A 23,999-nucleotide genomic window follows, 5' to 3' on the forward strand; every position below is an offset into this window, starting at 1 on the left:
GTATGGCTCGGGGTGTAGCAGGATTCGACATTGTTGACGACATGTCTCACCTTTTCTCGCCGCTGAGAAGAAGGCCGGGCACCAGCGGAATTCGCGTGAACCGGGAAGGGCGGACGTGTCTGAACTGATCGGCGTTGACGAGTGTGAAAATTTCACCGTAAAACAGGTCCAAGATCTGTACAGAAGGTACGTCAGCCGCAGTCAGGTCAACCTCATGACCTCCTTCGGCTTCGGCCGGGAGCTCGTCGAGAGCGCGGAGGGCGCGTGGATCACAACGCGCGACGGCCGCAGGGTCCTTGACGTCACGGGCGGGGTCGGCGTACTGAACCACGGCCACAACCACCCCCGCATCCTCGACGCGCGGCGCCGCTTCGCCGAGCGCCGGCGCATGGAGGTGCACAAGGCGTTCTTCTCGCCGTACGTGGCCGCCCTCAGCCACAACATCGCCGAGCTGCTGCCGGGCGACCTGAACATCTCCTACTTCCCGAACTCCGGCGCCGAGGCGAACGAGGGCGCCGTGAAGATGGCGTACAAGTACCACCAGGGGCGCCGCAACACCATCCTCCGCTCCGACATCAGCTTCCACGGCAAGACCCTGGGCGCCGGGAGCCTGACGGGCTCGTCCGAGAACTCCTTCCGCTTCCCCGGCCTGCCCGGCATCGTCGTCTACCCCTACGCCGACATCGCGGCCGTCCGCACCGCCGTCGAGGCCGCTCGCACCCCCGACGGCACGTGCGACGTCTACGCGATCATGGCCGAGCCGTTCAGCGCGTCGAGCATGCGCTGCTGGTCGGAGAGCGACCTGTACGAGCTGCGGCGGCTCTGCGACGCGAACGACATCATGCTGATCTTCGACGAGGTCTACACGGGCTGGGGCAAGACCGGCAGCCTCTTCTACTTCATGCGCCACCCCGACCTGCTGCCCGACATCCTCGTCTACTCCAAGTCCCTCGGCGGCGGCAAGGCGTCGATCGCCGGCTACACCGCCCGCGAGCCCGTCTTCCGCAAGGCCTACGACCGGCTCTCCGACGTCATCCTGCACAGCACCACCTACTACGGGTTCGGCGAGGAGACGGTCACCGCCATCGAGGCCGTCAACATCGTCGTCGAGGACGACTACCCCGCCAGGGCCCGGCAGATCGAGCGCGTTCTGGGCCCGGGGCTGCAGAACATCCACAAGCGCCACCCCGACGTGGTCGGCCGGGTGAGCGGGGTGGGCGCGCTGTGGGGCGTGTTCCTCAGCGGCGGGCCCAAGGTGCTCGACCTGGCCGCCAAGCTCGCGCCCGGCTTCTCCGGCGACCCGCAGTTCCGCACCAAGCTGATCACGCTCTCGGTCATCGCCCACCTCTACCGCGAGCACGGCATCGTCTCCTACTACAGCCCGAACGCCGACAACCCCCTCGTCGTCGCGCCGACCCTCGCCATCGAGCCGGAAGACGTCGAGTACTTCCTGGACAGCCTCGACAGGACGCTGGCCAGGGGCCTGCCGCGGCTGCTCGCCGGGTTCGTGCGGGAGAAGGTGGGGTCGCGATGGCCCGCCGGGTCGTAGTCACCGGCAGCGCCGGGATGCTCGGCGGCAACCTGGCCCGCCGGCTCGTGCTCGACGGCCACGACGTGCTCGGGCTGGACCTGCGCCCCCAGGCGGACCCGCTGCTGGCGGCGGGGCACCGGATCTGCGACGTGCGCGACCTGCCGCTGATGACCGAGGCCATGACCGGGGCGGACGCGGTCGTCCACTGCGCCGGCGCCCTGCCGAGCTACCCGGCCGAGCAGATCCACGACCTGATCGTCGTGGGCACCGGCACCGTCCTGGAGGCCGGGCGCCGGGCCGGCGTGCCGCGGCTGGTCCACATCTCCTCCACCGCCGTGTACGGGCTGCCGGCGCTCGTGCCCACGCCCGAGGACCATCCGCGCGAACCGGTCGACCCCTACACCAGGGCGAAGGCCGCGGCCGAGGAGCTGGCGGAGAAGTACCGGGCCGACGGCATGTGCGTGCCCATCCTGCGCCCCAAGACCTTCCTCGGCCCCGGCCGGATGGGGCTGTTCGCGATGCTCTTCGAGTGGGCCGAGGAGGGCCGCAACTTCCCGGTGCTCGGCAGCGGGGACAAGCGCATCCAGATGTTCGCGATCGAGGACCTGGTGGACGCGGTGGCCCTCGTGCTCGACGCGCCGGCCGGCGTCGCCGACGACACCTACAACCTGGCCGCCGCCGAGTTCGGCACGCTGCGCGAGGACTTCCAGGCCGTTCTCGACGCGGCCGGCCACGGCAAGCGGGTCGTCTCGCTGCCCGCGGGACCCGCCCTGGCCGGGCTCCGGCTGCTGGAGCGCAGCCGGCTGTCCCCGGTGTACGGGCGGCTGGCGCGCAAGCTGCTCGCCGACTCCTACGTGAGCATCGACAAGGCCCGTGACCGGCTCGGCTTCCGTCCGCGGCTGTCCAACCAGGACGCGATCCTCCGCACGTACGCATGGTGGCGGGAACAGCGCGCGGCCGGCTCACCAGCCGTCTCATCGGGCGGTGCGACGAGCCGTGACGCGTGGCGGCAGGGCGCGCTGTCACTGGCGAAGGTCTTCTTCTGAGCTATCGGGGTAAAGCATGCGCCTTGTCGAATCGCCAGACGTTCCAGAGAGCCCGCAGCGTCAGGAGGCGGCGCAGGACCGGGCCGTGGGCGGCCGCAGGCACCTGGTCGCGGATCTGGCCGCCCTGATCCGCCCCTCCCACGCGGCCAAGGCGATCCTTCTCGTGCCCGTGGCGCTCATCGGCGCGCCCGCGCCCAGCCTGGCCGAGGTGGCCGGGGTCATCTGGGCCACCGTCGCGTTCATGATCGCCTCCGCCGCCGTCTACATCGGCAACGACATCGCCGACCGGCACCGCGACCGCCTGCATCCCGTCAAGCGCGAGCGCCCCATCGCGTCCGACCGCGTGGGGGTGCTGACCGCGGGCGTCTGCTGCGCCGTCCTGCTGGCGATGCTCGCGGCCATCGTCGCCCGGGCGCCGGCGTCCTCCTGGCCGGTGCTGGTCTACCTCGTGCTCAACATCGCCTACAGCCGCCTGCTCAAGCACATCCCGCTGGTCGACGTGGGCACGGTCGCGGCCGGCTTCGTCCTGCGCGTCGTGCAGGGCTACGAGGTGACCGGAGACCGGGTGCCCGCCTGGCTGCTGATCACGGTGTTCTCGATGTCCCTGCTGCTGCTCATCGGCAAGCGCCGCCAGGAGCTGCTGGAGGCCGGGGCCGGCCACCGGCCCGCGCTGCGCGGCTACTCGATGGAGCTGACCAACTGGCTGCTGCAGATCGCCTCCGTGCTGGCGCTCGTCTCCGGCCTGATGTACCTGCGTGACGAGGGACCGTTCGGCCCGCAGCACGGCCAGACCGCGATGATGCTGTCCACTCCCTTCGCGCTCTTCGCCCTCTTCCGGTACCTGCAGATGCAGCTCGTGGAGAAGGAGGGCGGTGACCCGGTGCGGGTGCTGCTGCGCGACCGCGTCATGGTCGCGAACTCCATGTTGTGGGCCGCCGCCCTGGGCGTGATGCTCGTGCTCGTCCACCACCCGTCCCTGGCGGCACTTGTTCACCTATGAGAACGATCGTGAGAGGAAGGCGATGGACGTCCGCTTACTGGGACCGGTCGAGGTGACCGCCGGCGACCGCTGCGTCCCCCTGGGACCACCCCAGCGACGCGCGGTGCTGGCCGCCCTGGCGATCGACGCCGACCGTCCCGTGTCGCTCGGCACGCTGATCGAGCGGGTCTGGGACGATCCGCCGGACCGGGCGACCGACTCGCTGTACGCCCACATCACCCGCCTGCGGCAGGCGCTCACCGCCACCGGGATCGCCATCGAGCGCCGCAACGGCGGCTACGCCCTCGACGTGGACCCCGAACGGGTGGACGCCCACCGGTTCCGGCGGCTGGCCAAGCAGGCACAGCAACGCGCCTGCGACGACTTCGCCCGGGCCAGGCTGCTGGCCGAGGCGATGGACCTGTGGCGCGGCGCGCCGCTCACCGGCCTGCCCGGAGAGTGGGCCGCCCGCGTCCGGTACGGCATCGAGCAGCAGTTCGTCGGCGCCGTCGCCGCCTGGGCCCAGGCGCACCTGAGCCTGGGCCGCCCCGACATCGTGGTCACCGAGCTGACCCCGCTGGTGCCGCGCTACCCGCTCGCGGAGCCCCTGGCGAGCCTGCTGATGCGCGGCCTGTGCGCGCTCGGACGCGGCGCGGAGGCGGTGGCCCTGTACGCCCGCCTGCGCGGCTACCTCGCCGACCACCTGGGCATCGAGCCCGGACCGGAGCTGCGCGCGCTGCATCTGGGGATCCTGCGGGCCGGCACGGACCCGCTGCCCCGGCCGGCCGGGCGCCCCGGCCTGCTGTACGCCGCCCAGGTCGGCGGCCTCACCGGCTGAACGAGATGACCAGCCGCTGCCCGCTGTGGTCGGACAGGCCGTCCGAGCGGACCAGCCGGTACTCGTGGACGGCGACCTCCTGCGTCGTGTACGCCCAGTCGATCCGCCACAGGGCTCCCAGGGTCCACCGGTCGTTCCAGGTGGCGGGGTAAAGCGAGCGCAGCGCCGGAGTGGCGTCGGCCATCCGCTCCGGCACCAGGCGCAGGATGCCCATCGCGGGCGAGGCGTTGAAGTCCCCGGCCAGGACGGCGGGCAGCGGGTTCGCCTGGATGTCGGCCGCGAGCGCGCGGAGGTTGGCCGCGCGGGCCTCGTGCTGCGCGCGGTTGAGCCGGGAAAGGCCGAGGCCGCCGGCGGACCCGCCGACCGGCGAGTTGATGTGCGAGTTGTAGAACGAGACGGTCCGGCTCCCGACCCGCAGGTCCGTGCGCAGCGTCTTCACCGTGTGGAAGCCGGGCCAGTCGGAGCCGGGCGGCACGGGCGCGGCGTGCTCGGGCGCGTGCGGGCGCAGGTCGAGGCCGCGCTCCAGGACGATCGGGAACCGCGACAGCGTCACCAGCTCGCTCGCCGCGGCGATGTGGAACCCGGGGAACTCCCCGCGCAGCCGGTCCAGGTCGTTCACCCGGATCGGCCGGGAGTCCGCGCCGAAGTAGACGTACTCCTGCAGCAGCAGCACGTCGGCGTCCTGGGCGCGGAGGTAGCGGTAGAAGGCGGCGACGTCCCGCGGGGGCGTGCCGGTGGGCGGGGGCAGCTGGCGGCCCACGGGCTGGTCCCAGTACCAGGTGTTCCAGGAGAAGACCTTGATCGCGTCCGCCGGAGCCGGGTCGGCGCGATGCCACAGCGCGGCCGGGTTGAGCCCGCTCGCGCCCCCGCCCAGCGTCAAGGCCGCCAGCGCCACCGCGACGGCCGCCCGGCGGGCGCGGCGCGCCGCCAGGGCCGCGCCGAGCAGCGCCACGGGGACGGCCGCCAGCGCCAGCGGCGGGACGAGCTCGGGGAGCTGCCACCACCACACGCGGCCGGACAGGGCGTGGTGCGCGGCCACGAACACCAGCCAGGCGCTCGCCGCGCACAGCACCAGCGGGACCCTCCGGCGGGCTCCAGGGGCGCGCCGGAGGTCGCGCGGGCGCGTCGCGGGCCCGCGCTCCTGGCGGGCCGGGCCGAACAGCGCCCGGAGCGGAGCCGTCACGTGGCCGCCTCGCCGGCGGCCGGGTGGCGCAGGGTCAGGTCGGTGTCGTAGAGCCGGCGGAACCTGGCCGAGCACAGCCACCGGGCGACCCCGGCGGCCACCCCGGCGGCGATGGTCACGTTCACCAGGAAGTGCACGGCGCCGAAGTAGAGCAGGAACAGCGGGCCGCGCCTGCGCAGCACGAAGCGGTACATGCCGAGGTCGGCCAGCAGCGACCCGGCCAGGGCGAGTGCCGCGAGCGCGGCGCCGGCCGGGCCGAGCACGATCGCCGACAGCGCCGCGGCCACCGCCGCCAGCGCGGCGAGGCTGCCGCCGGCCCGGCTGGAGGTCTCGAACCCGCGGGCGAAGCGGCGCCGGCGCGCGTACAGCGGCACCCGGGCGCGCCCCCGCCGGTACAGCTTGCGCAGCAGCCTGAACAGCTTGTCGTCGTGATCGTGCCGCGAGCGCACCGCGGTGGTGAGCACCATCTCGTAGCGCTGGGTGAGGCGGTGGCCGTAGTCGACCTCCTCGGTCTCGCGCAGGCGCGGGTTGAACGGCCCGACGTCGTCGAACACGCGGCGCGGCATCGCCATCAGCGCCGGGAACAGGAACGAGATGGGCCCTTCGGAGCTGGCCGTCCAGTAGTGGTACTGCAGCGCCCGGTACTCCTCGACGAGGCTGTCACGGATCAGCGGCTCGGGGTCGTGGATGCTGCACACCGCGCCGAGCCCGGGATCGGCGGCGAGCATGCCCACCGCCACCTCGACGGCGTCGGGGTAGGGGGCCACGTCGGAGTCCACGAACATCAGGATCTCACCGCGCGCGTGCGCGACGCCGAGGTTCCGCGCGCCGGCCACGCCCAGGTTGCGTTCCGTACGGATCACCCGCACGCCGAGCTCCCACGCGACCTCGACCGAGTCGTCGGTGCTGCCGTCGTCCACGACGATCAGCTCGATCGGCCGGTAGGTCTGCGCCCGCATCGCGAGCAGGCACAGCTTCAGCGAGGCGGCGTAGTTGTAGTTGGGCACGATCGCCGACACGAGGGGGCCTTGCTCGGTCATCGCTCACACCCCGGCCGACGCGGAAGGGGCGGGCAGGTCGTACGTGCGGCGGAACCGGCTGGACAGCAGGCACTGGGCCGCGCCGGCGAACACCGCCACCGCGACGGTGACGTTCACCAGGAAGTGCACGGCCGTGAAGTACAGGGTGAAGCGCGGGCCGGCGTAGCTCCACACGAAGCGGTACATGCCCAGGTCCGCCGCCACCGAGCCGGCCAGCAGCACGAGCGGCGCGGCCAGCCAGACCGGGCCGAGCACCACGGGCAGGGGCGCGGTGAGCACGGCGAACAGGGCGGCGAGCGAGCCCCAGCCGCGGCTGCTGTTGGTGGGGCCGCCGTTGAAGTCCGGGCGGCGCAGGTACAGCGGGATGTGCAGGCGCGCGCGGTGGAAGAACTTCGACAGCACCACCTTGAGCCGGTCGTCGTGGTCGTGCCGGCCCCTGATCCTGTTGTCCAGCACGATGCGGTAGCGCTGGGTGACGCGGTGGCCGTACTCGGCGTTCTCGCTGTGGCGCAGCGCGGGGTTGAGCGGCCCCACCTCGCGGAAGACCTCGGCCCGCATGGCGAAGAGCGCGGAGTAGATCGTGGTGATCTCGCCCTCGTCGCCGGAGATCCAGTAGTGCAGCTGGAGGCTGCGGTAGCGCTCCACGAGGCTGTCGGGGATGAGCGGCTCCGGGTCGTAGGTGCCGCACACCACCCCCAGGGTGGGATCGGCGGTGAGCAGGTCCACCGCGTGCTCGACCACGTCCTCGGCCAGCGCCAGGTCCGAGTCGAGGAAGAACAGCACCTCTCCGCGCGCGTGCTCGACGCCGAGGTTGCGCGCCGCCGGGGCGCCGATGTTGGTGTCGGTGACCACGACCCGCGCCCCGTGCCGGCGGGCGATCTGCACCGAGTCGTCGGTGCTGCGGTCGTCGACGACGATCACCTCGATCCGCGGGTACGTCTGCCGCTCCAGCGCGCTCAGGCACAGGCCGAGCGTGCGGGCGTAGTTGTAGTTCGGCACGATGACCGAGACCAGAGGCGGTGCCTGCGGCGTCATCGGTGCTCCCCTCTCCTTGTCCGGCGCAGTAACAGTGGCAGGGGCCGGCCCAGGCCGCTCCTGGTGAAGTCCGAGGCCGCGTTCACCCGGGGGAAGGGCTCGGCCGGGACCGGGACCTCGAGGAACTCGCACAGCGGGCCCCAGCCGTCGGCGACGTCGAAGACGAGCAGCCGCTCGGCCGGGACGGCGGCGATCACCCTGGCCGCGTGCTCCTCGAACAGCTGGACGGCCCGTCCGGGCGCCCGGTCGGCGGGTGTGGCGAAGGTCCGCGCGTCGAGGGTCGTGTCGACCATCCTGACGAACGCGGCGAGGTCGGTGCCGAGCAGCGTCGACAGCAGGACGGCGGCCCGGCCCGGCAGCGATTCGATGCGCCGCCGCTGGGCGAACAGGGTCCGCTGCATGCTGGCCAGCCAGCGGTCCGGGTCGCGCGTGGTGAGGATGACCTTGGCCTTCGGGTAGTGCCCGGCGAGCTGCTCCCAGTAGGCGGAGGTCGGCCCGTCCACGCACGACTCGTACCCGACGAGCAGCCGGTCCCAGTTCACCTCGCCGGGCGCGGCGGCGGCCAGCCACGACCTGATCTGCTGGGGGTGGGCGAACACGTCCACCATGTGGTGGCACGGCCCGAGGCCGAGCCGCTCCAGCGCCGTCTTGAGCGAGAGCGTTCCCGTCCGGCCGAAGCCGGTGCCGATGATCTGCATGGCCGGTCAGTCCTGGCCCGCGAGAATCCGGGCGGGCTTCTCCAGCCGGGTGAGCGCGAACCCCTCCAGGACGCCCACCGCTCCGCCGAGCGCGCCGGTGAAGGTGACGGCGAGGTGCACGCCGGAGAAGTACAGGCCGAACGCCAGGCCCCGCTGGGTGCAGGCGAAGCGGTAGGTCCCCGCGTCCAGGGCCATGGCGGCGGCGACGAGCGCGGGCGAGACGAGCGCGCCGGCGCGGCCCGCCGCCGCGGGCAGGACGAGGGGCAGGGCGAGCGCGGGGACGGCGGCGAGCAGCAGGACGCCGCCGATCGCGCGCGGCACGGAGTCGCCGGGCGTCTCCCCCTTGCGCCAGTCCAGCGCGCTCATGCGGGCGCGGCGGAACACCTTGCGCAGGATCGTCCGCACGGTGGCGTCGTGGTCCTTGCGTCCGCGGATCGCGTCGCTCAGCTTCACCTGGTACGACCGCGTCACGCGGACGCGGTAGTCGGAGGAGACGGTCTCGCGCAGCCGGGGGTCGAAGGGGCCGACCTCGGCGAACACCTTGGCGGGGACCGCCAGCACGGCCGCGTGCAACTCGAGCGTCGGCCGGTGGGCGGGCATCCACCAGCGGTGCATCTGCAGGGCGCGGTACTGGGAGGCCAGGCTCTGCGAGACCAGCGACTCGGGCCGCAGGATGCCGCCCAGGGCGCCGATCCGCGGGTGGGCGTCCAGGACGCGGACCGCGTTCTCGACGGCGTCCGGGTCGAGGGCGATGTCGGCGTCGAGGAAGAACAGGATCTCCCCGGTGGCGTGCTCGGCGCCGAGATTGCGCGCGGGGGTCGGGCCGCCGTTGACCTTGGTGCGTACCACCTTGGCGCCCTTGGCCGCGGCCACCTGCGCCACGTCCTCGGTGCCGCAGTCATCCACCACGATGACCTCGATATACGGATAAGTCTGCTCTTCGACCGCAGCCAGGCAGAGTCGTAACACGTCGGACCGGTTGTAGCTGGGGATGATGACCGAGACTAGCGGGTGCTCCCGACTCATGATGTGCTCCATTGGCCGTGCGAGACCTCGTGTCCGGTTCACGCTAGGCACAGCGGCTTGTCCCATTCTTGTCGCGCCGCACGCGCCTGCCCGGCCGCCGCCCGCTGACAAGGATGCGACAAGGACCACTGAGTACGTTCGGCACCGGACCACCCACCGAGGACGGTGTCGATGCGCGACGGGGACGCAGTGACCGAGCGGCGGCTCTCCCCCACGCCGCCCCTGCCGGAAAGGCCGTGGGCGGAACGTGCCCGGCGATTCATCCGCCCACGACGGCGCTGGTGCTGGGGCACCAAGCTGGTCGTGACCGCCTCGGTGGCCTGGCTGCTCTTCGTGCTCTGCCACCTGCTGGCCAGCGGGCGCACCTCGCTGTGGGCCCCGATCGAGCTGATACCGCCGCTGCTGTTCCTGGCGGTCCCCGCGCTGCTGCTGGTCGTCGCGCCGCTGGCCCGGCCGGTGCGCCGGCGGGTCATATCGCTGCTGGTGGCCACCGCGGTGCTGGGCGCCGGGTCGAGCGGGGTCAACTACGCCGCCCTCTGGTACACGCCGCCGCCCGCGGGCCCGGGAGGCATCACCGTGGCCGCCTGGAACACCGAGTTCTGGGACCAGGATTGGCGCACGGCCGAGGGCGACCGGTACTCACCCGAGTTCTACGCCTACCTGCACAAGCTGGATGCCGACGTCTACCTGCTGACGGAATACCTCTACGTGGACACCCGGGCCGGGGACATGCGGGCCCAGCGGTGGACGGCCGACCTGGCGCTGCGCATCGACAAGCTGGCCGAGCTGCGCCGCGAGTTCCCCGGCTACCACGTCGCGGCCTCCGGCGAGCAGATCACGCTCTCGCGGTTCCCGATACTCGGGCACCGCGGCCTGGACCTGCGCCCGTGGCTGCCGCCCGACCAGAAGGAGATCCCCGAGGCGCTGCGCGGCTGGCCGGAGGGCTACACGGTCGAGACGCTGCGTACCGACATCGACGTCAACGGCACGACCGTCTCCTTCTACGACGCCCAGATCTCCCAGCCCCCGCTCGAATGGCGGCTGTACGACGCCGGGTCCCGCGACGTCGCCTTCAGCAGAACCCTGCGGCGGGAGGCCAGCTACCGGGCCATCGGCGCGGACGTCGCGGCCAACCCCCATCCCGTCGTGCTCGCCGGCGACCTGAACACCTCCCCCGCGATGGGCGTGCGCCGCCTGCTCCCTGAGCGGCTGATCGACAGGACGCCCGCGCTCTCGTCCCTCTATCCGGCGACCTACCTGGCCGGGACCGCCGAGCTGTGGCGGATCGACTGGCTGTACACCAGCCCCGAGGTGACCGTGCACCGCTACGAGCTGCCCGGCGCCGAGGGCCTGTCCGACCATCGCGCCCAGCGCATGGTCGTGTCGGTGTCCTGACCGGCGCGGCCCACCAAGGAAGGGAACGGATGATGCCTGACGAGGTGGTCCGGCGTGATGACGTCGCGGTCATCGTGCCGAACTACAACAAGCGCAAAACCCTGCGGGCCTGCCTGGAGTCGGTGTACGCGCAGACCTACCGCCCGGCCGAGGTCATCGTCGTCGACGACGTCAGCACGGACGGCTCGCTGGAGATTGCCCGGCAGTTCCCGTGCGCGATCGTCCAGTCGTCGCGCAACCAGGGGCCGGCGGGGGCCCGCAACCTCGGGGTGGCCGCCAGCACGGCTCCGCTGCTGTTCTTCGTCGACTCCGACACCGCGCTCGCCCCCGACGCGGTGCGCAACGCGGTCAAGGCGTACCGGGAGACGCCGGACTGCGGCATGGTCCAGGGCATCTACGACATCGAGCCGCTGTACGACGACGGCCCGGTCGAGCGCTACCGCGTGCTGTGCGAGCACTACGAGCGCAGCCGGACCACGGCGACGTTCCTGTCCTGCACCCTGATCCCGCGCCACGTCTTCGAGGAGGCGGGCGGGCTGGACGAACGGCTGCGCGACGGCGAGGACTTCGAGTTCGGCACGCGCGTCCCGGCCCGCTACCGGCTGGTCGTCACCACCTCCGTGGTCACGAGGGCCGACGACGAGGACCGCTTCTGGGGCTGCCTGGCGGAGCGGTTCGTCCGGTCCACCACGCTGCCGCTGATCATGGTGCGGGCGCGGCGGCTGCGGGGTGAGGGCAAGGTCGGCTTCCAGCTCAACATGATCGGAACGGGCCAGAACCAGCGTCGCAAACCGCCCAAGGTCTCCTCCGCCTCGGCGACGGCCGCGTTCCTCACCCTGCCGCTCGCGCTCGTCAGCCCGTGGCTGCTGGCGGTGCCGGCGGCGGCGCTCGCGGTGTTCCTGCGCCGCAACCGTACGTTCATCGGCTTCGCCCGCCGCCACCGCGGCGTCCGCTTCGGGCTGTGGGTCGCCTGGATGCAGCTCTGCTTCCACACGGCCTTCTTCCTCGGTGCCTGCGTGGGGCTGCTGCGCGTCGCCTACGAGCTGGGCCGCCGGCGGGGAGAGCCGGTCAGGACGGGCCGGTCCCCGGTGCCGTCGGCCGGGGCGCGCGAGTGAGATCGATCAGGCTGCCCCGGCTCCCCCGGCTGCCGCGTCCGCTGAAGCTGGCGCTGGCCGGCGCGTTCGCCGTCGCCGTCGTCACCGCGATCGTGTGGACGATGTCCCGGCTGGACTGGAGCGTGGTCGGTGTCCTGTTCACGCGACGCGACGCCGGGCAGATCAGCCTCCTGCTCGGCGGCTCGCTGCTGGCGAGCGTGGCGGGGCTGTCGCTCGGGTTCCTCGGCTGGCGCGTCGTCCTGCTGGAGCTCGGCCCCCCGGTCAGCGAGCCGCGCGTGGTGCGGATCTTCTTCGTCGGCTTCCTGTCCAAGTACCTGCCCGGACGGGTGCCCGGCATGATCGCGGCCACCAAGGTCGCCACGGCCAACGGCGTCACCTTCGGCCGGCTGATGACCACGGCGGCGCTCGTCATGAGCGTGGTGCTGCTGAGCGGGTTCACGGTCGGGCTGCTCGCGGGCGTGCAACTGCTGGGGGCGCAGGCGGCGTGGCTGGCCGGCGCCGCCGTGCTGATCGTGCTCGTCCTGGTGCGCCCGCAGATCGTCAACCAGGGCTCCGCGCTCCTGCTGCGGCTGCTGCGCCGCCCCACGGCGGCCAAGGCCGCCTCCGTCCGGGGGGTGCGGCTCGCGGTGGCCTGGCAGAGCCTGTCGTGGGTGGTCACCGGTCTGCACGTGTGGCCGCTGGCCATCGCGATGGGGGCCGCTCCGTCCCGCTCGCTCATGCTGTGCGTCGGCGCGTTCACGCTCGCCACCTCGGCCGGGATCGCGAGCGTGTTCATCCCCGACGGGATCGGCGTCCGCGAGGCGGTGCTCACGGCCGCGCTGACGCTGGTGCTGCCCGCCCCCGCCGCCGCGGTGGTGGCCCTGGCCAGCCGTCTGGTCTCCACCGTCAGCGAGGTGCTGCTCGGCGCGGCCGCCCTGGCGACCGCCGAGTACCTGATCCGCCGCGGCCGGACCGGCCCGCAGGAGATCCCTGAGCCTGCGGTGTCACCCCCGGCCGGAAGCCGGTGACCGCCACCGCCGAGCCGCCGTGCAGGGACGGTCCCTGTCGCACATGTCTCAACCGGTGGCCTTACCCGGGATGCTGCTCATCTGAAGGTGCCGGACCTCCCGCAAGGAGACGACGGTCCCGGCTCCCAGCAGAACGACAGCTCCACAGCCGGCCAGGACGGCTCGCACTCCCACGACGGGCCAAAGGGGCCCGCTACCGCGTACGCGACGGGCACCAGAAGACTGCCGAGAGTGGCGTTCGCCGCCACGATCCGGGAGCCGATTTAGCGAGGAGCTTCTCGCCGGCGGCAACAATGCCGTGGAAGTCGTGCGTGTCGGTGACACGGTGCACCGCACACGCGACCGATCGTGCAGGCCAGGGAACGCAGGAGCTCGGTCCAGAACGCCTGCTCGCCGACGGTCAGGCCGAGGACCTCGCGGTGGTCGCCGGCGGTGCCGGCGATGACGACCAACTGGGAGACGATCGCGCGCCCCAGCGTGCGCTCTGGCCGCCTTGGCCGACGAGCTCGCGGCCTGATCGGAGACGGCCTCGACCCGTTCGGAACATCTCCTGGGAACGCCGCGCGGCGCCTCGGGCCCGACCACGCCGAGGACGTCGTGGCCGAGGCGTTCACCAGGGCCATGACATGTGCTCGCCGCGAGAGGTAGTTCATGCATCGCTCCTCTTCTTGCTTGACTGATCACCCCACGTTATTGATCACTAGATCCCGCGAAATCCACGACGAGCTCCAACCCGCCCCCCGGGTTGGGGCTCGCTCGCACGTCGGCCCCGTGAGCCTTCGCGATCGACGCGACGATCGACAACCCGAGCCCGGCGCCCTGTCCACGGGTCGTCTGCAGCCGCCGGAAGGGCTCGAAGAGATCGCCGAAACGTTCCTGGAGCACGTGCGGGCCGGTGTTACGGACTGTCAGAACTCCACGGGAGAGCGTTACCTCAACCGTTCCGCCGGGATGGTTGTAGCGGACCGCGTTGTCGAGGAGGTTGGTGACGAGCCGGTTCAGCAGGACAGGGTCTCCATCGACGACGAACGGCTCTGTTCGCTCCGTCACGGTGATGCCGTCGGAACCTGTTTCCGCCAGGACGAGCCGTACCACCTCATCCAGGGCCACCGGACTCCTGTCGTCCAGGCCGTGTTCCGCCTGGGCCAGGACCAGCAAGGCATCGATGAGCTTCTCCGCGCGGTGGTTGTGGAGCAGGAGCGTGCCGCGGATCTCGCCGACGTCCTCGGGGAGCCCGATCTCGATCGCCGCCCGCTGGACGGCCAGCGGGGTCCGCAACTCGTGGGACGCGTTCGCGATGAACCGCCGCTGCCCCGCGACGGAGCGTTCGAGCCGGTCGAGCATCGCGTCGAAGGTGTCGGCCAGTTCCTTCAGCTCGTCCTTCGGCCCGGCGAGCGCGATCCGTTCGTGCAGGGTCGACAGGGACAGCCGCTGCGCGGTGGCGGTGATCCGATGGATGGGCCGCAGGATCCGCCCGGCGACCAGCCAGCCGACGACCAACGAGACCAGCGCCAGGATCCCGACCGTCAACACGGTCGCCTGCCACTGGTAGCCGATCACCCCGTTCACCAGCTCGGGCAGCTGCGGCAGCGGCGGCGGCCGATCGACCGGCGCTCCCCGCGTCAGCTCCACCACTCTCCCGCCCAGACGGGCGATCCGCGCCTCCAGCGTCCGGCGCAGCAGGAGGTTGACCGTGACCAGCAACACGATCGAGGTCAGCAGGAACAGTCCAGAGTAGATCAGCGTGAGCCGTACCCGGATCGTCGTCACAGCAGGTATCCCGCACCGGGAATGGTCTGAATGCACGGGGGGTCGCCCAGCTTGGCCCGTAGGCGGCTGACCAGGACCCGCACCACCGTGGTGAACGGATCGGCGTTCTCGTCCCATGCCTCTTCAAGCAGCCGTTCGGAGCTCACGACCGCGCCGTCCGCTCTCATCAGCACCTCCAGGACGGCGAACTCCTTGAGCGACAGGTGCAGGTGCCGCCCGTCCCGCGAGGCTTGCAGCCGGTGCCTGTCGAGCACGATCCCGCGCCGCGTCAGCACCGGCGGTACCTGCGACTGGCTGCGCCGCCCCAGCGCCTGCACCCGTGCGACCAGCTCCGCGTAGTCGAACGGTTTGGGCAGATAGTCGTCGGCCCCCATCCCGAGACCCGCGATTCGCTCCGGCACCGACGACGCCGCCGTCATCATCAGGATCCGCGTGCGGCTCCCACGCGCCACCAGCTCACGGCACACGAGGTCGCCGTGCATCTCGGGCAGGTCCCGATCCAGCACGAGAACGTCATAGTCGTGCACCGCCAATCGCTCCACCGCGGCGGCCCCGTCATACACCACGTCAACGGCCATGGCATGGCGGCGCAACCCCACCGCCACGAGATCGGCCAGGTCACGTTCGTCTTCGGCCACCAAAATCCGCATCCGACGTTCATACCCGAACCGGGGTTTCACTGGCGTTAACGGATCCGTTCGCGACCGTGCAACCCGCTTCAGGCCACGCTGACACCCATGATCAGAGCCGTGGAGTCGCGGCCCAGACCTCGGCGATCGAGGCGCTGTTCATGACCACCCCTTTCGAACCTCTGCACAGGAGGACATAGCGTGACTTCTATCTTGCAGGCCCAGGGCTTAGACAGGAAGTACGGCAAGCGCTGGGCGCTGCGCGAGTGCACCGTCGACATCCCGGCGGGCCACGTCGTGGGATTGGTGGGTCCCAACGGAGCCGGCAAGTCCACGCTGCTGAAGCTGGCCGGCGGCCAGCTGGAGCCGACCGCAGGCGGCATCACCGTGCTCGGCGGCCGACCAGGCAGCACGCCCGCGCAGCTGGCCAAGGTCGGCTTCGTCGCCCAAGACACCCCCGTCTACGCGGGCCTGACCGTCGCCGAACACCTGCAGCTGGGAGCCCGGCTCAACCCCCGCTGGGACGACGGCATGGCGCGGGAACGCATCGCGCGGCTCGGCCTCGTCCCCGCCCATCGGGCGGGCAAGCTGTCCGGCGGCCAGCGCGCCCAACTCGCCCTCACCCTGGGCCTGGCCAAGCGGCCCGAGCTGCTGATCCTGGACGAGCCCGCGGCCGCGCTCGACCCGCTGGCCCGTAGCGAGTTCCTGCAGGGGCTGATGGAGGCCACCGTTGAGCACAAGCTGAGCGTGCTGCTCTCCTCCCACCTGGTCTCCGACCTGGAACGGGTCTGCGACTACCTGATCGTGCTCGTCGACTCCCGCGTCCAGATCGCAGGGAAGACCGATCAGCTGCTGGCCACCCATCACCGGCTCACCGGCCCGCGCTGCGATCCCGACCGGCTCCCCGCCGACCAGCAGGTGGTCTCCGCGCGCCACACCGAGCGACAGAGCACGTACGTGGTCAGGACCGACGCCCCGATCCACGACCCCGCCTGGACGATCACCCGGCTCAGCCTGGAAGACCTCGTCCTGGCCTACATGGACAAGCCCGCCGCTGAGCGTCGCCGGGTCGCCCTGGAGGTGCAGGGATGATCTGGCTGACCTGGCGGCAATTCCGCGGCTCGGCCGCGATGACGGCCGCCGTGCTCGTCGTCCTCACTGCTGTGCTGGCCTTGACCGGCCCGGATCTGGCCGCCCGCTACGCTGCCGGGATCGCCGGCTGCACCCCGGACAACACCTGCAACGAATTCTTCGACCGCTTCTTCGACACCTACCAGATCCCCTTCCTCGCCCTCACCCTCGTCGTGCTGATCCTGCCGGCACTGGTCGGGCTGTTCTGGGGAGCGCCATTGATCACCCGCGAGCTGGAGGCGGGGACGCACCTGCTGGTGTGGAACCAGAGCGTCACCCGCGCCCGCTGGCTGGCCGTCAAGCTCGGGCTCACCGGCCTGGCGGCCATAGCCGCCGCCGGCCTGTGCGGCCTCGCGGTCACCTGGTGGTCCGACCCCCTGGACAAGTCAGCCGTTCCGGAAATGGCCCAGATGGCGCCCCTGGTGTTCAGCGCGCGCGGCATCGCCCCGATCGGGTACGCGGCCTTCGCCTTCGTCCTCGGCGTGACCGCGGGCGTGCTGGTACGCCACACACTGCTCGCCATGGCCCTCACCCTGGTCGCTTTCACCGCGATCCAGCTCGCCATGCCGCTGCTGGTCCGTCCCCACCTGATGCCCCCGGTCACGTCCACGTTCGAGCTCAGCCGGACGAACGTGAACGGCCTCGTGCCGCAAGGACAGCAAGGCGGAGGCATGCAGCTCTTCCTGAGCACGTCGGCCGTCCCCGGCCACGCGGGCGCCTGGGTCCTGTCCAGCGACCTCCTCGATCCGTCCGGACGTACCGTCGCCGGCGGCGATGGAGCCTCGGGGCCGTCGTCGACGATCGCGCGGTCCATCCCGGTCTCCACGACGTCGGGACCCTGCGCACCCATGGGGGGACTGGGCACGGACACATGCACAGCGGAGATCAACCGGCTCGGCTACCGGCAGCAGGCGACCTACCAGCCCATCGAGCGCTTCTGGCCCATCCAGTGGATCGAGACCGGGATCTACACCCTGCTCACCCTCGGCCTCACCTGGCTCTGCTTCTGGCGGGTACGGAGAGGCTTGTCATGACCGTCGTCAGGATCGCTGCCGCCGGGCTCGCGCTCCTCCTGGCGACGGCCTGCACGGCCCCGACGCCGCCGCGCGGCGAGGAGAGCACGGCGGCGGGTACGGTCTGCGCGCCGCCCCAGGGAGCGCCCGGACCAGAGACTGCCACCACGATCGACGTCATCGAGCAGGCGTACTTCTGCATCCTCGGCAACTACTACAGCGGCGCCACCCTGGACGCCCGCTCACTGCTGACCGCCGGATTCGTCGCCCTGACCCAGGAGCTCAACCGCAACGGACGCGACCTGCCCGAGGCCACCATGCCCGCGCTGACCGGGGACCGCAAAGCCGACTGGACCGCTTTCGAGACCGTCTACCGGAAGATCACCGATCAGGTCCCCGACCTGCGCGACAAGCTGGCCATCGTCACCCTTGAGGCCATCGTGGCCGCCCTCGGTGACGACCATGCCGGCTGGACGCACGACGTCGAGCAGCCGCCCGACTACTACGACGGCGACGGCTACGGTCTCGGGTTCCAGGCGAGCGTGGACGATTCGCAAGCGGACGGCAACCTCGGCGTCGCGCTCGCCCCGTTGTTCGTCACCACCGTGCAGGGCGGCGCCGCGCAGGACGCCGGACTGCGCCCGGGCGACATCATCGAATCGATCAACGGATCGGCGCCCTTCATCGATGGCCAGGCCACCCCCGCGATCAACGCTCTCTATCCGCAATATCCGGAAGCGCGTCCCGTCAGGCTGCGCCTCCTGCGGCAGAGCACCGGACGCCGCTGGAGCGTGACGCTTCAGCCTGGCCTTTTCCAGCGGGACCTGGTCGCCCTGCAAGTGGTGCGGTCGAAGCTGCTGGACGACGACATCGCTCACGTACGGCTGACCAGCTTCCTGCCCGACTCCGCGGACCGGGTCCTGCGGGCGATCTCCAGGCTGCGCGCCGGCCGGACGCTGTCCGGTGTCGTGCTGGACCTGCGCGGTAACAGCGGCGGCAGCCCCACGGAGGCGGTCCGGCTGCTGAGCGCGTTCGTCCACGGCAAGGTCACCGCCTACCAGTGCGCCGTGGACGGCAAGTGCGCGACATCGCGGACCGACGACACCGTCGAGCTGCTCGGCCTGCCGCTGGTGGTGCTCACCGATGCCGGCTGCGCCTCGGCCTGTGAGCACTTCAGCTCCGCGGCCAAGGACCTGCGCATCGGCCAGCTGGTCGGCACCAGAACCGCCGGCGTCATCTCCGGGCCGGCGCAGGCGTACCTGCTGCGCAACAACACCGCGCTGGGCTTCCCCGCCCGACACCACCTCGGGCCCAACCACGAGGTGATCGACCGGGTCGGCGTGCCGCCCGACCACTACGTACCCCTGACCCCCAAGGACGCGGCCGCCGGGCGCGACCCCGCCCTGGCCAAGGCACTGACCTTGCTGCACAAGTGAACGGACCTCTCCATGAGACAGCTCCTGGCCCTCGCCGCGGGACTGGCCGTGTTGGCCGCGTCCGCCTGCTCCGCACCCGCGCCGCCCCGATCCGACGCCGTGTCCGCCGCGCCGGCCGCCCCGCCACCCTGCCCACTCCCACCGGCCCTCACCCGGTCGGCACCACCGCCTTGCATCTGACCGACACCTCCCGCCCTGACCCTTGGGATCTTGACGTCCGGGCCAGGGAGCTCAAGGTCACTCTGTGGTACCCGACCAAGCAGCGCGACGGGCAGCGGGCGCCGTACATGACGCCGAAGGAATCGGAACTGCTGCTGAAAGGCTCCGGGATCGCGAGCGCGCCGTACGACACGCTGAGCAAGACGCGCACGAACGCCATCCAAGACGCCGAACCCGCAGGGAAGATGCTGCCGCTGGTGGTGCTCTCCCCCGGCTTCACCAAGCCGATGAGCACGCTCACCTCTCTGGCCGAGGACCTGGCCAGCCGCGGATACGTCGTGGCCGGGATCGACCACACCTACGAAAGCTATGCCACCACCCTGTCCGACGGCAGGGTCGCCGAATGCCTCGCCTGCGACAGCAACTCCGATCCCGGCTTCGGCGCGGGGTTGGTCGCGGGCCGGGCCGCCGACGTCTCGTTCGTGCTCGACCAGTTGCCCTCGAAGTGGGCCGGTTCCGACCGGATCGACCGCTCCCGCATCGCGATGATCGGCCAGTCGATCGGCGGGTCCAGCGCCATGGCCACCATGGTGAAGGACCACCGGGTGCGGGCCGGCATCGACATGGACGGCACCGCCTACGCCCGGATCCCCAAGAGCGGGTTCTCCCGGCCGTTCATGTTCCTCGGTTCGGCGCAGCACATCTCCGGAGGCCCCTTCCCCACGTGGGACCGCGACTGGAAGCTGCTCACCGGATGGAAGCGCTGGATCGTGCTGTCAGGCGCGGAACACCAATCCTTCACCGACACCCCGCTGCTGTCGGACGCCCTCGGCATCAAGCCCCTCCCCGGCGTCCTGCCCGCGGCGCGCGCCGCCGAGCTCACCCGCACATACGTGGCGGCCTTCCTCGACCAGCACCTGAAGTCGCAGCGGCAGCCCCTCCTGGACAAGCCGTCATCGCGCTACCCCGAGGCCACATTCTGCCCCGCGACCTGCGGTCGATCCTGAAGCCCGGCGGCCCCTGAAGCCGTCGGGGGATGCTGAAGACGGGCGCAGTAGGTCTGCCAGCGGTGGTGGGCGGCGTCGTGGGAACAGCGGCCCACCGGCACCGTTGACGCCGGCCCGGAACAACGGCCCCGCGATGCAGCCTGAGCGGGCCAGGTACAGCTTGAGCAGGGCGACGTAGCCGCGGTCGTCGAGCGCCAGGCGACGTCGGCCGCCGCGGCGGAGCGGGGCAAGTTCTTGGGCACCTTGACGGTATCGATCCGGTCCATCGGGTTGGCCTGCAGCGCGCTACGCGCTGTACGAGCCTCAGCTGCCTTCTCCAAAGCCGTGGCCCGTACTGGGAGGCCCACGCTCGAATGCCTTCGCGCCGGACCCCACCGTGCTCGGCATGCTGGGGTCTACCTGCCTGACGTGCCTGACAGACCTCCAAGCGGCTGACCAGCCAGGTCGCTTGACAACCCAAGATAACGATCGAAGTCGTGCGTGTCGGTGACACGGTGCACCGCACACGCGACAACCGCGCCGACTTTGCCGCCCGGGTACTGACCTACTTGGAGTCCGTCGGCTATCCCCATGCTCCGCGCTACTTGGGCATCGATGAACGAGGCCGGGACATCCTGACATTCATCTCGGGCACCACCACCAACCACCCCACACAACGGGCACTCGGCGCCTACGCGCGCGGCGGCCGGATGCTTCGCACCCTGCATGAGACAACCGCCGGACACGTCCTGGCCGCCGGCCAGGACTGCGTCATCCATGGCGACCCCGGGCCCTTCAACACCATCTTCCAGAACGTCGACGATGAGGTCGGTGACGGCCTGGCCGGCCAGCCAGGAGGTGGCGATCGGCCAGGTGTGTATGACCACGCGTTCGCGGCGGGCCGCGTGCGGGTGTTTGCCGACGGCCACCAGCAGGTCCAGTCCCAGGGTGTCCAGGCCGTCGGCGCCGGGGTGGGGCGCACGACGGCGCGGCCGCCGCCGGGCCGGTCGAGGGTGTTGATGTGGCGGTTGGCGGCCGCGTCGTCGCCGGTGTTGTCGACCAGCACGACGTGCAGCAGCGCGTCGGCGACGTCGTGGTAGCCGACAGCTCTGTTCTGGTCCCATCTGAACCTGTATGGGCGCTTCCAGCTGGACATGAGCCGTCACCTGGAGCTGGACGACGTCCCCCTCAGCGGCGGGCCCGCCTGAAACGGACCGCAGGCCGCCGGGAAGGGTTCGGGGAGTTGGGCAGTCGGGGTGGCGCCGGCGTGCTGCCAGGGGGTCGATGGCGGCGGAAGGGAGCGGACAGGCCCCCTGGGGGCGGTGACCGCAGGAGCTTTGATCAGGCTTGGGTGCTTGTGAGCGTGTCGGCGCTCAGTCGGACGCAGAGACTCCACACGGCGCTTTGGTTGCGTTCATCGAGAGCGCTGGCCGGCAAGGGCTTGCGGCGGCACTTGTCGTCGAAGTAGGCGCCGGTGAGGCCCTCAACCTCCGGGCTCGCGGCCAGATAGACGCTGGAACGAGCCGAACGGGTCAGATCCGACAAGAAAAGCGGAGCGACGACCTTCAGAACCAGGGGCGCGACCGGCCGGTAGAGCTTCGGGAAGGCAGTGATCGGGGTCGATCGGTTCATTGGCGTGTAGCCGTGCCCGGGGTAGACCACATTGGCGGTCACCCCCGTGCCCTGCAGTTCCCGGGCGAGCCGGGCCGTCAGCGCCATCGTCATGGTCTTGGTGTGGTTGTAGTGGCTGAACGTCCACCCGATGAAGCGGCGCTCGCCCAGCAGGTTGTCGTGCTCGATGGGGCCGCCGGGAATGCCCCCCGTCAGGTTGACGACTCGGGCGTGACCGGCGCGCTTCAGTTGCGGCAAGAGCAGGTGAGTGAGGGTGAATGGCGTGAGAACGTGTGCGGCGAACATCTTCTCCACACCGTCGGCGGTCAGCTCCCGGCGTGGCCGGTTCATGCCGACATTGTTGACCAAGACGTCCAACGCGTTGTAGCGCTCGGCGATCTGGGATCCGAGCCGGAGCAGCCCGTGGAGGCTGGTGAGGTCGGCGGCGAAGGCGCTCACCCGATCGTGTCCCGCGCTGGTGCGGATGTCCCGGGCGGCTTGCTGCGCTTGAGCGTGATCGATTCCTACCAGGATGACGGAGGCTCCCAGTTCGGCCAGGCCGCGGGCTGTCTCCATGCCGATCCCCGCGGTGCTGCCGGTGATCAGGGCGGTCTTGCCCGTCAGGTCGCTGAGTGTCATCTGTGCTTTCTCCAGGTTTGGTCGGACGCTGTCGTCTGGGTCGGTTAGGTGAAGCATCGGAACAGGGCATGGGCATGGCCGTCAGCGTGAGATCAGCTCTCGGGTGAGGTCACGGAGGCGTAGTGCGTCATGCCGGTTGAATGCGCCTTTGTCACCGCACGTAGCGGTTGCGGCAGGCTCGCGGGCATGCCGGTGGAGACCGCGCCGGGGTTGTAGCCGATGCAGGAGACGCCGCTGTCGGCATGCAGAACGCCGGGGGCGACTCCGAGGAGGTCGTCAGCCCGGAAGGACTGCAGGGTGGCCTTGGTCCCGCTGTAGGTACGTGTCAGCTGCAGGTCATCCCAGTGGATACGGCCCAGCGGCACACCGGGCGCGCCCACGTTCATGATGACCGGAACGGAGGGCGGCCCGCAGCGGGTCGTGGAGGCCGTGGCTCAGCACGAAACGGCTGGTTGGCGAGCCGTTCGACGAGCTCCCAGGAGCCGGCCACCGAGGTGAGACCGGCGCGCACGAAGCCGGCCCGTCCGGTCGTCAGGGCTTTGGCTTCAGCGATCAAGGCCTGTCCCTTTTCTGCGGTGCTGCCGATGGCGATGACGTGAGCGCCTTGGTGGAGGTAGTGGCGGGCCAGCCCTTTGCCGAGCCCATCGGTGCCTCCGGTGATGATCACGGTCTTCATGTTTCACCTGCTCTCCCCGCATACCCACCGAAGTGGATATGGCATATCCGCTTATGTCGGGGAGCCTAGCACGAAGTGGATATGATGTATCCAGTTATCCGGACGGACGGGATGCCATGAGCGAAGAGACACCGGTACTGCGCCGCGACGCCGAGCACAACCGGCAGCGCACGCTGGCGGCGGCACAGGAAGTGTTCGCCGCGCGCGGGCTGCAAGCCACGCTCAACGACGTTGCCCACCACGCGGGACTCGGCGTCGGCACCGTCTACCGACGGTTTCCCAACAAAGAGGCCCTCGCCGAGGCCGTCTACGCCGGCAAGCTTGACGACATCCGTGCCGCGGCACAGGCCGCGCTGGCAGGGCAGGACGCCTACGAAGCCCTGAAAGTCTTCCTCGAACACGCTTTGGAACAAGCCGCGACCGATCGCGGGCTCCGCGAACTTATACGGCGGGGTACGGGCGAGAGCAAGCAGATCGCACGCACCCGTGAAGGCATCATGAAGTGCTGCGGCTGCCTCATCGCCCGCGCCAAGGAACAGGGCACGATGCGCGACGACATCACGGTGGGCGACATCGCGCCCATCGTTGCGATGATCGACTCCGTGATGGATCTGCCGTCCGCCGGTGCCGCGCAGCCGTGGCGCCGCTACCTCGCGCTCGTCCTCGACGGCCTACAGGCCAGGCCGGACCGCCGAGGCCAACGCTCTTCATAGAGCGAACGTGCCGGCAGATCGGCGTTGGACGACATTGCCGTCGGACGACAGCACCTGTTTGAGAAATGATCTCCTCGACTCCGTCTCTCCCACTTGGCCTCCGGACTGGTGGATGGGACTGGAGTTTGGCTCGATGAACGACTCCCTGACGATGGATCGGTGACGGTGGCGCCGCCGATGGTCTTGCCACGGCTGGTGGCACGGGTGGAGATCTTCTCGGAGAAGATCCGGGTGTCGCTTATGGAACGCACCCGAACGACCTTTGGAAACACAATCCGTGAGCGTGATTACGGAAAGCTACTTTGGGGCCGGTGACACGGACCCGAGTGGGGGCCGACACCGG

23 protein-coding genes are annotated in these 23,999 nt (G+C 70.7%); 13 read left to right on the forward strand and 10 right to left on the reverse strand.

The window, feature by feature from the left end; genetic code table 11:
- Window positions 1-214 precede the first annotated feature (214 nt).
- From ETD85_RS06040 to ETD85_RS06055, 4 genes are read left to right on the forward strand one after another with little or no spacing between them, the layout of a single operon-like run.
- A complete protein-coding gene (locus ETD85_RS06040) occupies window positions 215-1,549 on the forward strand; it encodes an aspartate aminotransferase family protein (RefSeq protein WP_206058120.1) in 1,335 nt (444 codons plus the stop codon).
- Window positions 1,531-2,577 carry an NAD-dependent epimerase/dehydratase family protein gene (locus ETD85_RS06045; protein WP_138688608.1) on the forward strand — a complete coding sequence of 349 codons (1,047 nt, stop codon included), beginning with the start codon at window positions 1,531-1,533 and terminating at the stop codon, window positions 2,575-2,577. Before ETD85_RS06040 ends, ETD85_RS06045 begins: the two co-directional genes overlap by 19 nt.
- A 16-nt stretch (window positions 2,578-2,593) precedes the next feature.
- Complete coding sequence (locus ETD85_RS06050; protein ID WP_138688609.1) at window positions 2,594-3,577, forward strand: UbiA prenyltransferase family protein; 984 nt, start codon at window positions 2,594-2,596, stop codon at window positions 3,575-3,577.
- Window positions 3,578-3,599: 22 nt separating this feature from the next.
- The gene (locus ETD85_RS06055) at window positions 3,600-4,394 is read left to right on the forward strand and encodes an AfsR/SARP family transcriptional regulator (RefSeq protein WP_138688610.1); all 795 of its coding nucleotides are present in this window, start codon (window positions 3,600-3,602) and stop codon (window positions 4,392-4,394) included.
- Here the strand turns inward: ETD85_RS06055 and ETD85_RS06060 are convergent.
- From ETD85_RS06060 to ETD85_RS06080, 5 genes are read right to left on the reverse strand one after another with little or no spacing between them, the layout of a single operon-like run.
- A complete protein-coding gene (locus tag ETD85_RS06060; protein WP_170246523.1) occupies window positions 4,384-5,577 on the reverse strand; it encodes an endonuclease/exonuclease/phosphatase family protein in 1,194 nt (397 codons plus the stop codon). The two genes, ETD85_RS06055 and ETD85_RS06060, sit on opposite strands and share 11 nt — an antisense overlap.
- Window positions 5,574-6,617, reverse strand: a complete 1,044-nt coding sequence (locus ETD85_RS06065; RefSeq protein WP_138688612.1) for a glycosyltransferase family 2 protein — start codon at window positions 6,615-6,617, stop codon at window positions 5,574-5,576. Before ETD85_RS06065 ends, ETD85_RS06060 begins: the two co-directional genes overlap by 4 nt.
- Before the next feature lie 3 nt (window positions 6,618-6,620).
- Window positions 6,621-7,652 carry a glycosyltransferase family 2 protein gene (locus ETD85_RS06070; protein WP_138688613.1) on the reverse strand — a complete coding sequence of 344 codons (1,032 nt, stop codon included), beginning with the start codon at window positions 7,650-7,652 and terminating at the stop codon, window positions 6,621-6,623.
- A complete protein-coding gene (locus ETD85_RS06075; protein ID WP_138688614.1) occupies window positions 7,649-8,350 on the reverse strand; it encodes a sulfotransferase family protein in 702 nt (233 codons plus the stop codon). Before ETD85_RS06075 ends, ETD85_RS06070 begins: the two co-directional genes overlap by 4 nt.
- Window positions 8,351-8,356: 6 nt before the next feature.
- Window positions 8,357-9,376 (reverse strand): glycosyltransferase family 2 protein, encoded by a 1,020-nt coding sequence (locus ETD85_RS06080; RefSeq protein ID WP_170246524.1) that lies wholly within the window; start codon window positions 9,374-9,376, stop codon window positions 8,357-8,359.
- A 171-nt stretch (window positions 9,377-9,547) separates the two neighbouring features.
- Here ETD85_RS06080 and ETD85_RS06085 point away from each other — a divergent pair, with 171 nt between their 5' ends.
- Genes ETD85_RS06085 through ETD85_RS06095 form a run of 3 tightly spaced genes read left to right on the forward strand, consistent with a single transcriptional unit; the run spans window position 9,548 to window position 12,893 of the window.
- Window positions 9,548-10,771 (forward strand): endonuclease/exonuclease/phosphatase family protein, encoded by a 1,224-nt coding sequence (locus ETD85_RS06085; RefSeq protein ID WP_138688616.1) that lies wholly within the window; start codon window positions 9,548-9,550, stop codon window positions 10,769-10,771.
- A 29-nt stretch (window positions 10,772-10,800) separates the two neighbouring features.
- Window positions 10,801-11,886: a glycosyltransferase family A protein gene (locus ETD85_RS06090; protein WP_138688617.1), complete on the forward strand. Its 1,086-nt coding sequence runs from the start codon at window positions 10,801-10,803 to the stop codon at window positions 11,884-11,886.
- Window positions 11,883-12,893, forward strand: a complete 1,011-nt coding sequence (locus ETD85_RS06095) for a lysylphosphatidylglycerol synthase domain-containing protein (RefSeq protein WP_138688618.1) — start codon at window positions 11,883-11,885, stop codon at window positions 12,891-12,893. The genes ETD85_RS06090 and ETD85_RS06095 overlap by 4 nt, the downstream gene beginning before the upstream one ends.
- Window positions 12,894-13,583: 690 nt before the next feature.
- Here the strand turns inward: ETD85_RS06095 and ETD85_RS06100 are convergent.
- Entirely contained in the window at window positions 13,584-14,663 is a 1,080-nt protein-coding gene (locus ETD85_RS06100) for a HAMP domain-containing sensor histidine kinase (RefSeq protein WP_138688619.1), read from the reverse strand.
- Window positions 14,660-15,313, reverse strand: coding sequence for a response regulator transcription factor (locus ETD85_RS06105; RefSeq protein WP_138688653.1), 654 nt, complete (start codon window positions 15,311-15,313; stop codon window positions 14,660-14,662). The genes ETD85_RS06100 and ETD85_RS06105 overlap by 4 nt, the downstream gene beginning before the upstream one ends.
- A 180-nt stretch (window positions 15,314-15,493) precedes the next feature.
- On the opposite strand from ETD85_RS06105, the gene ETD85_RS06110 reads away from it, so the two are divergent.
- The 5 genes from ETD85_RS06110 to ETD85_RS64480 all read left to right on the forward strand — a co-directional run bounded on the left by ETD85_RS06110 (window position 15,494) and on the right by ETD85_RS64480 (window position 21,117).
- On the forward strand, window positions 15,494-16,384 hold the full coding sequence (locus ETD85_RS06110; RefSeq protein WP_138688620.1) for an ABC transporter ATP-binding protein: 891 nt from the start codon (window positions 15,494-15,496) through the stop codon (window positions 16,382-16,384).
- On the forward strand, window positions 16,381-17,457 hold the full coding sequence (locus ETD85_RS06115) for an ABC transporter permease (RefSeq protein WP_138688621.1): 1,077 nt from the start codon (window positions 16,381-16,383) through the stop codon (window positions 17,455-17,457). Before ETD85_RS06110 ends, ETD85_RS06115 begins: the two co-directional genes overlap by 4 nt.
- Window positions 17,454-18,872, forward strand: coding sequence for a S41 family peptidase (locus ETD85_RS06120; protein WP_138688622.1), 1,419 nt, complete (start codon window positions 17,454-17,456; stop codon window positions 18,870-18,872). The genes ETD85_RS06115 and ETD85_RS06120 overlap by 4 nt, the downstream gene beginning before the upstream one ends.
- 170 nt (window positions 18,873-19,042) lie before the next feature.
- A complete protein-coding gene (locus tag ETD85_RS06125; protein WP_240778985.1) occupies window positions 19,043-20,038 on the forward strand; it encodes an alpha/beta hydrolase family protein in 996 nt (331 codons plus the stop codon).
- Between the two features lie 476 nt (window positions 20,039-20,514).
- Window positions 20,515-21,117 (forward strand): hypothetical protein, encoded by a 603-nt coding sequence (locus ETD85_RS64480; RefSeq protein WP_206058121.1) that lies wholly within the window; start codon window positions 20,515-20,517, stop codon window positions 21,115-21,117.
- A gap of 241 nt (window positions 21,118-21,358) precedes the next feature.
- Here the strand turns inward: ETD85_RS64480 and ETD85_RS06140 are convergent, their stop codons facing one another.
- From ETD85_RS06140 to ETD85_RS06150, 3 genes are all read right to left on the reverse strand, one after another.
- Window positions 21,359-22,267, reverse strand: coding sequence for an SDR family NAD(P)-dependent oxidoreductase (locus ETD85_RS06140; protein WP_240778986.1), 909 nt, complete (start codon window positions 22,265-22,267; stop codon window positions 21,359-21,361).
- A gap of 92 nt (window positions 22,268-22,359) precedes the next feature.
- Window positions 22,360-22,653 (reverse strand): hypothetical protein, encoded by a 294-nt coding sequence (locus ETD85_RS06145; RefSeq protein WP_138688623.1) that lies wholly within the window; start codon window positions 22,651-22,653, stop codon window positions 22,360-22,362.
- On the reverse strand, window positions 22,650-22,943 hold the full coding sequence (locus tag ETD85_RS06150) for an SDR family NAD(P)-dependent oxidoreductase (RefSeq protein WP_138688624.1): 294 nt from the start codon (window positions 22,941-22,943) through the stop codon (window positions 22,650-22,652). Before ETD85_RS06150 ends, ETD85_RS06145 begins: the two co-directional genes overlap by 4 nt.
- Before the next feature lie 116 nt (window positions 22,944-23,059).
- Here ETD85_RS06150 and ETD85_RS06155 point away from each other — a divergent pair, with 116 nt between their 5' ends.
- Window positions 23,060-23,656 (forward strand): TetR/AcrR family transcriptional regulator, encoded by a 597-nt coding sequence (locus ETD85_RS06155; protein WP_170246525.1) that lies wholly within the window; start codon window positions 23,060-23,062, stop codon window positions 23,654-23,656.
- The last annotated feature ends 343 nt before the right edge of the window (window positions 23,657-23,999 follow it).

The sequence above is a fragment of the Nonomuraea zeae genome, assembly GCF_005889725.1.
Lineage (GTDB): Bacteria > Actinomycetota > Actinomycetes > Streptosporangiales > Streptosporangiaceae > Nonomuraea > Nonomuraea zeae.

Bases quoted from the DNA above. Each gene is read 5' to 3' on its own strand.
- ETD85_RS06040 (WP_206058120.1), top strand. From the start codon at position 215: ATGACCTCCTTCGGCTTCGGCCGGGAGCTCGTCGAGAGCGCGGAGGGC.
- ETD85_RS06045 (WP_138688608.1), top strand. From the start codon at position 1,531: ATGGCCCGCCGGGTCGTAGTCACCGGCAGCGCCGGGATGCTCGGCGGC.
- ETD85_RS06050 (WP_138688609.1), top strand. From the start codon at position 2,594: ATGCGCCTTGTCGAATCGCCAGACGTTCCAGAGAGCCCGCAGCGTCAG.
- ETD85_RS06055 (WP_138688610.1), top strand. From the start codon at position 3,600: ATGGACGTCCGCTTACTGGGACCGGTCGAGGTGACCGCCGGCGACCGC.
- ETD85_RS06065 (WP_138688612.1), bottom strand. From the start codon at position 6,617: ATGACCGAGCAAGGCCCCCTCGTGTCGGCGATCGTGCCCAACTACAAC.
- ETD85_RS06070 (WP_138688613.1), bottom strand. From the start codon at position 7,652: ATGACGCCGCAGGCACCGCCTCTGGTCTCGGTCATCGTGCCGAACTAC.
- ETD85_RS06075 (WP_138688614.1), bottom strand. From the start codon at position 8,350: ATGCAGATCATCGGCACCGGCTTCGGCCGGACGGGAACGCTCTCGCTC.
- ETD85_RS06080 (WP_170246524.1), bottom strand. From the start codon at position 9,376: ATGAGTCGGGAGCACCCGCTAGTCTCGGTCATCATCCCCAGCTACAAC.
- ETD85_RS06085 (WP_138688616.1), top strand. From the start codon at position 9,548: ATGCGCGACGGGGACGCAGTGACCGAGCGGCGGCTCTCCCCCACGCCG.
- ETD85_RS06090 (WP_138688617.1), top strand. From the start codon at position 10,801: ATGATGCCTGACGAGGTGGTCCGGCGTGATGACGTCGCGGTCATCGTG.
- ETD85_RS06105 (WP_138688653.1), bottom strand. From the start codon at position 15,313: ATGCGGATTTTGGTGGCCGAAGACGAACGTGACCTGGCCGATCTCGTG.
- ETD85_RS06115 (WP_138688621.1), top strand. From the start codon at position 16,381: ATGATCTGGCTGACCTGGCGGCAATTCCGCGGCTCGGCCGCGATGACG.
- ETD85_RS06120 (WP_138688622.1), top strand. From the start codon at position 17,454: ATGACCGTCGTCAGGATCGCTGCCGCCGGGCTCGCGCTCCTCCTGGCG.
- ETD85_RS06140 (WP_240778986.1), bottom strand. From the start codon at position 22,267: ATGACACTCAGCGACCTGACGGGCAAGACCGCCCTGATCACCGGCAGC.
- ETD85_RS06145 (WP_138688623.1), bottom strand. From the start codon at position 22,653: ATGAACGTGGGCGCGCCCGGTGTGCCGCTGGGCCGTATCCACTGGGAT.
- ETD85_RS06150 (WP_138688624.1), bottom strand. From the start codon at position 22,943: ATGAAGACCGTGATCATCACCGGAGGCACCGATGGGCTCGGCAAAGGG.
- ETD85_RS06155 (WP_170246525.1), top strand. From the start codon at position 23,060: ATGAGCGAAGAGACACCGGTACTGCGCCGCGACGCCGAGCACAACCGG.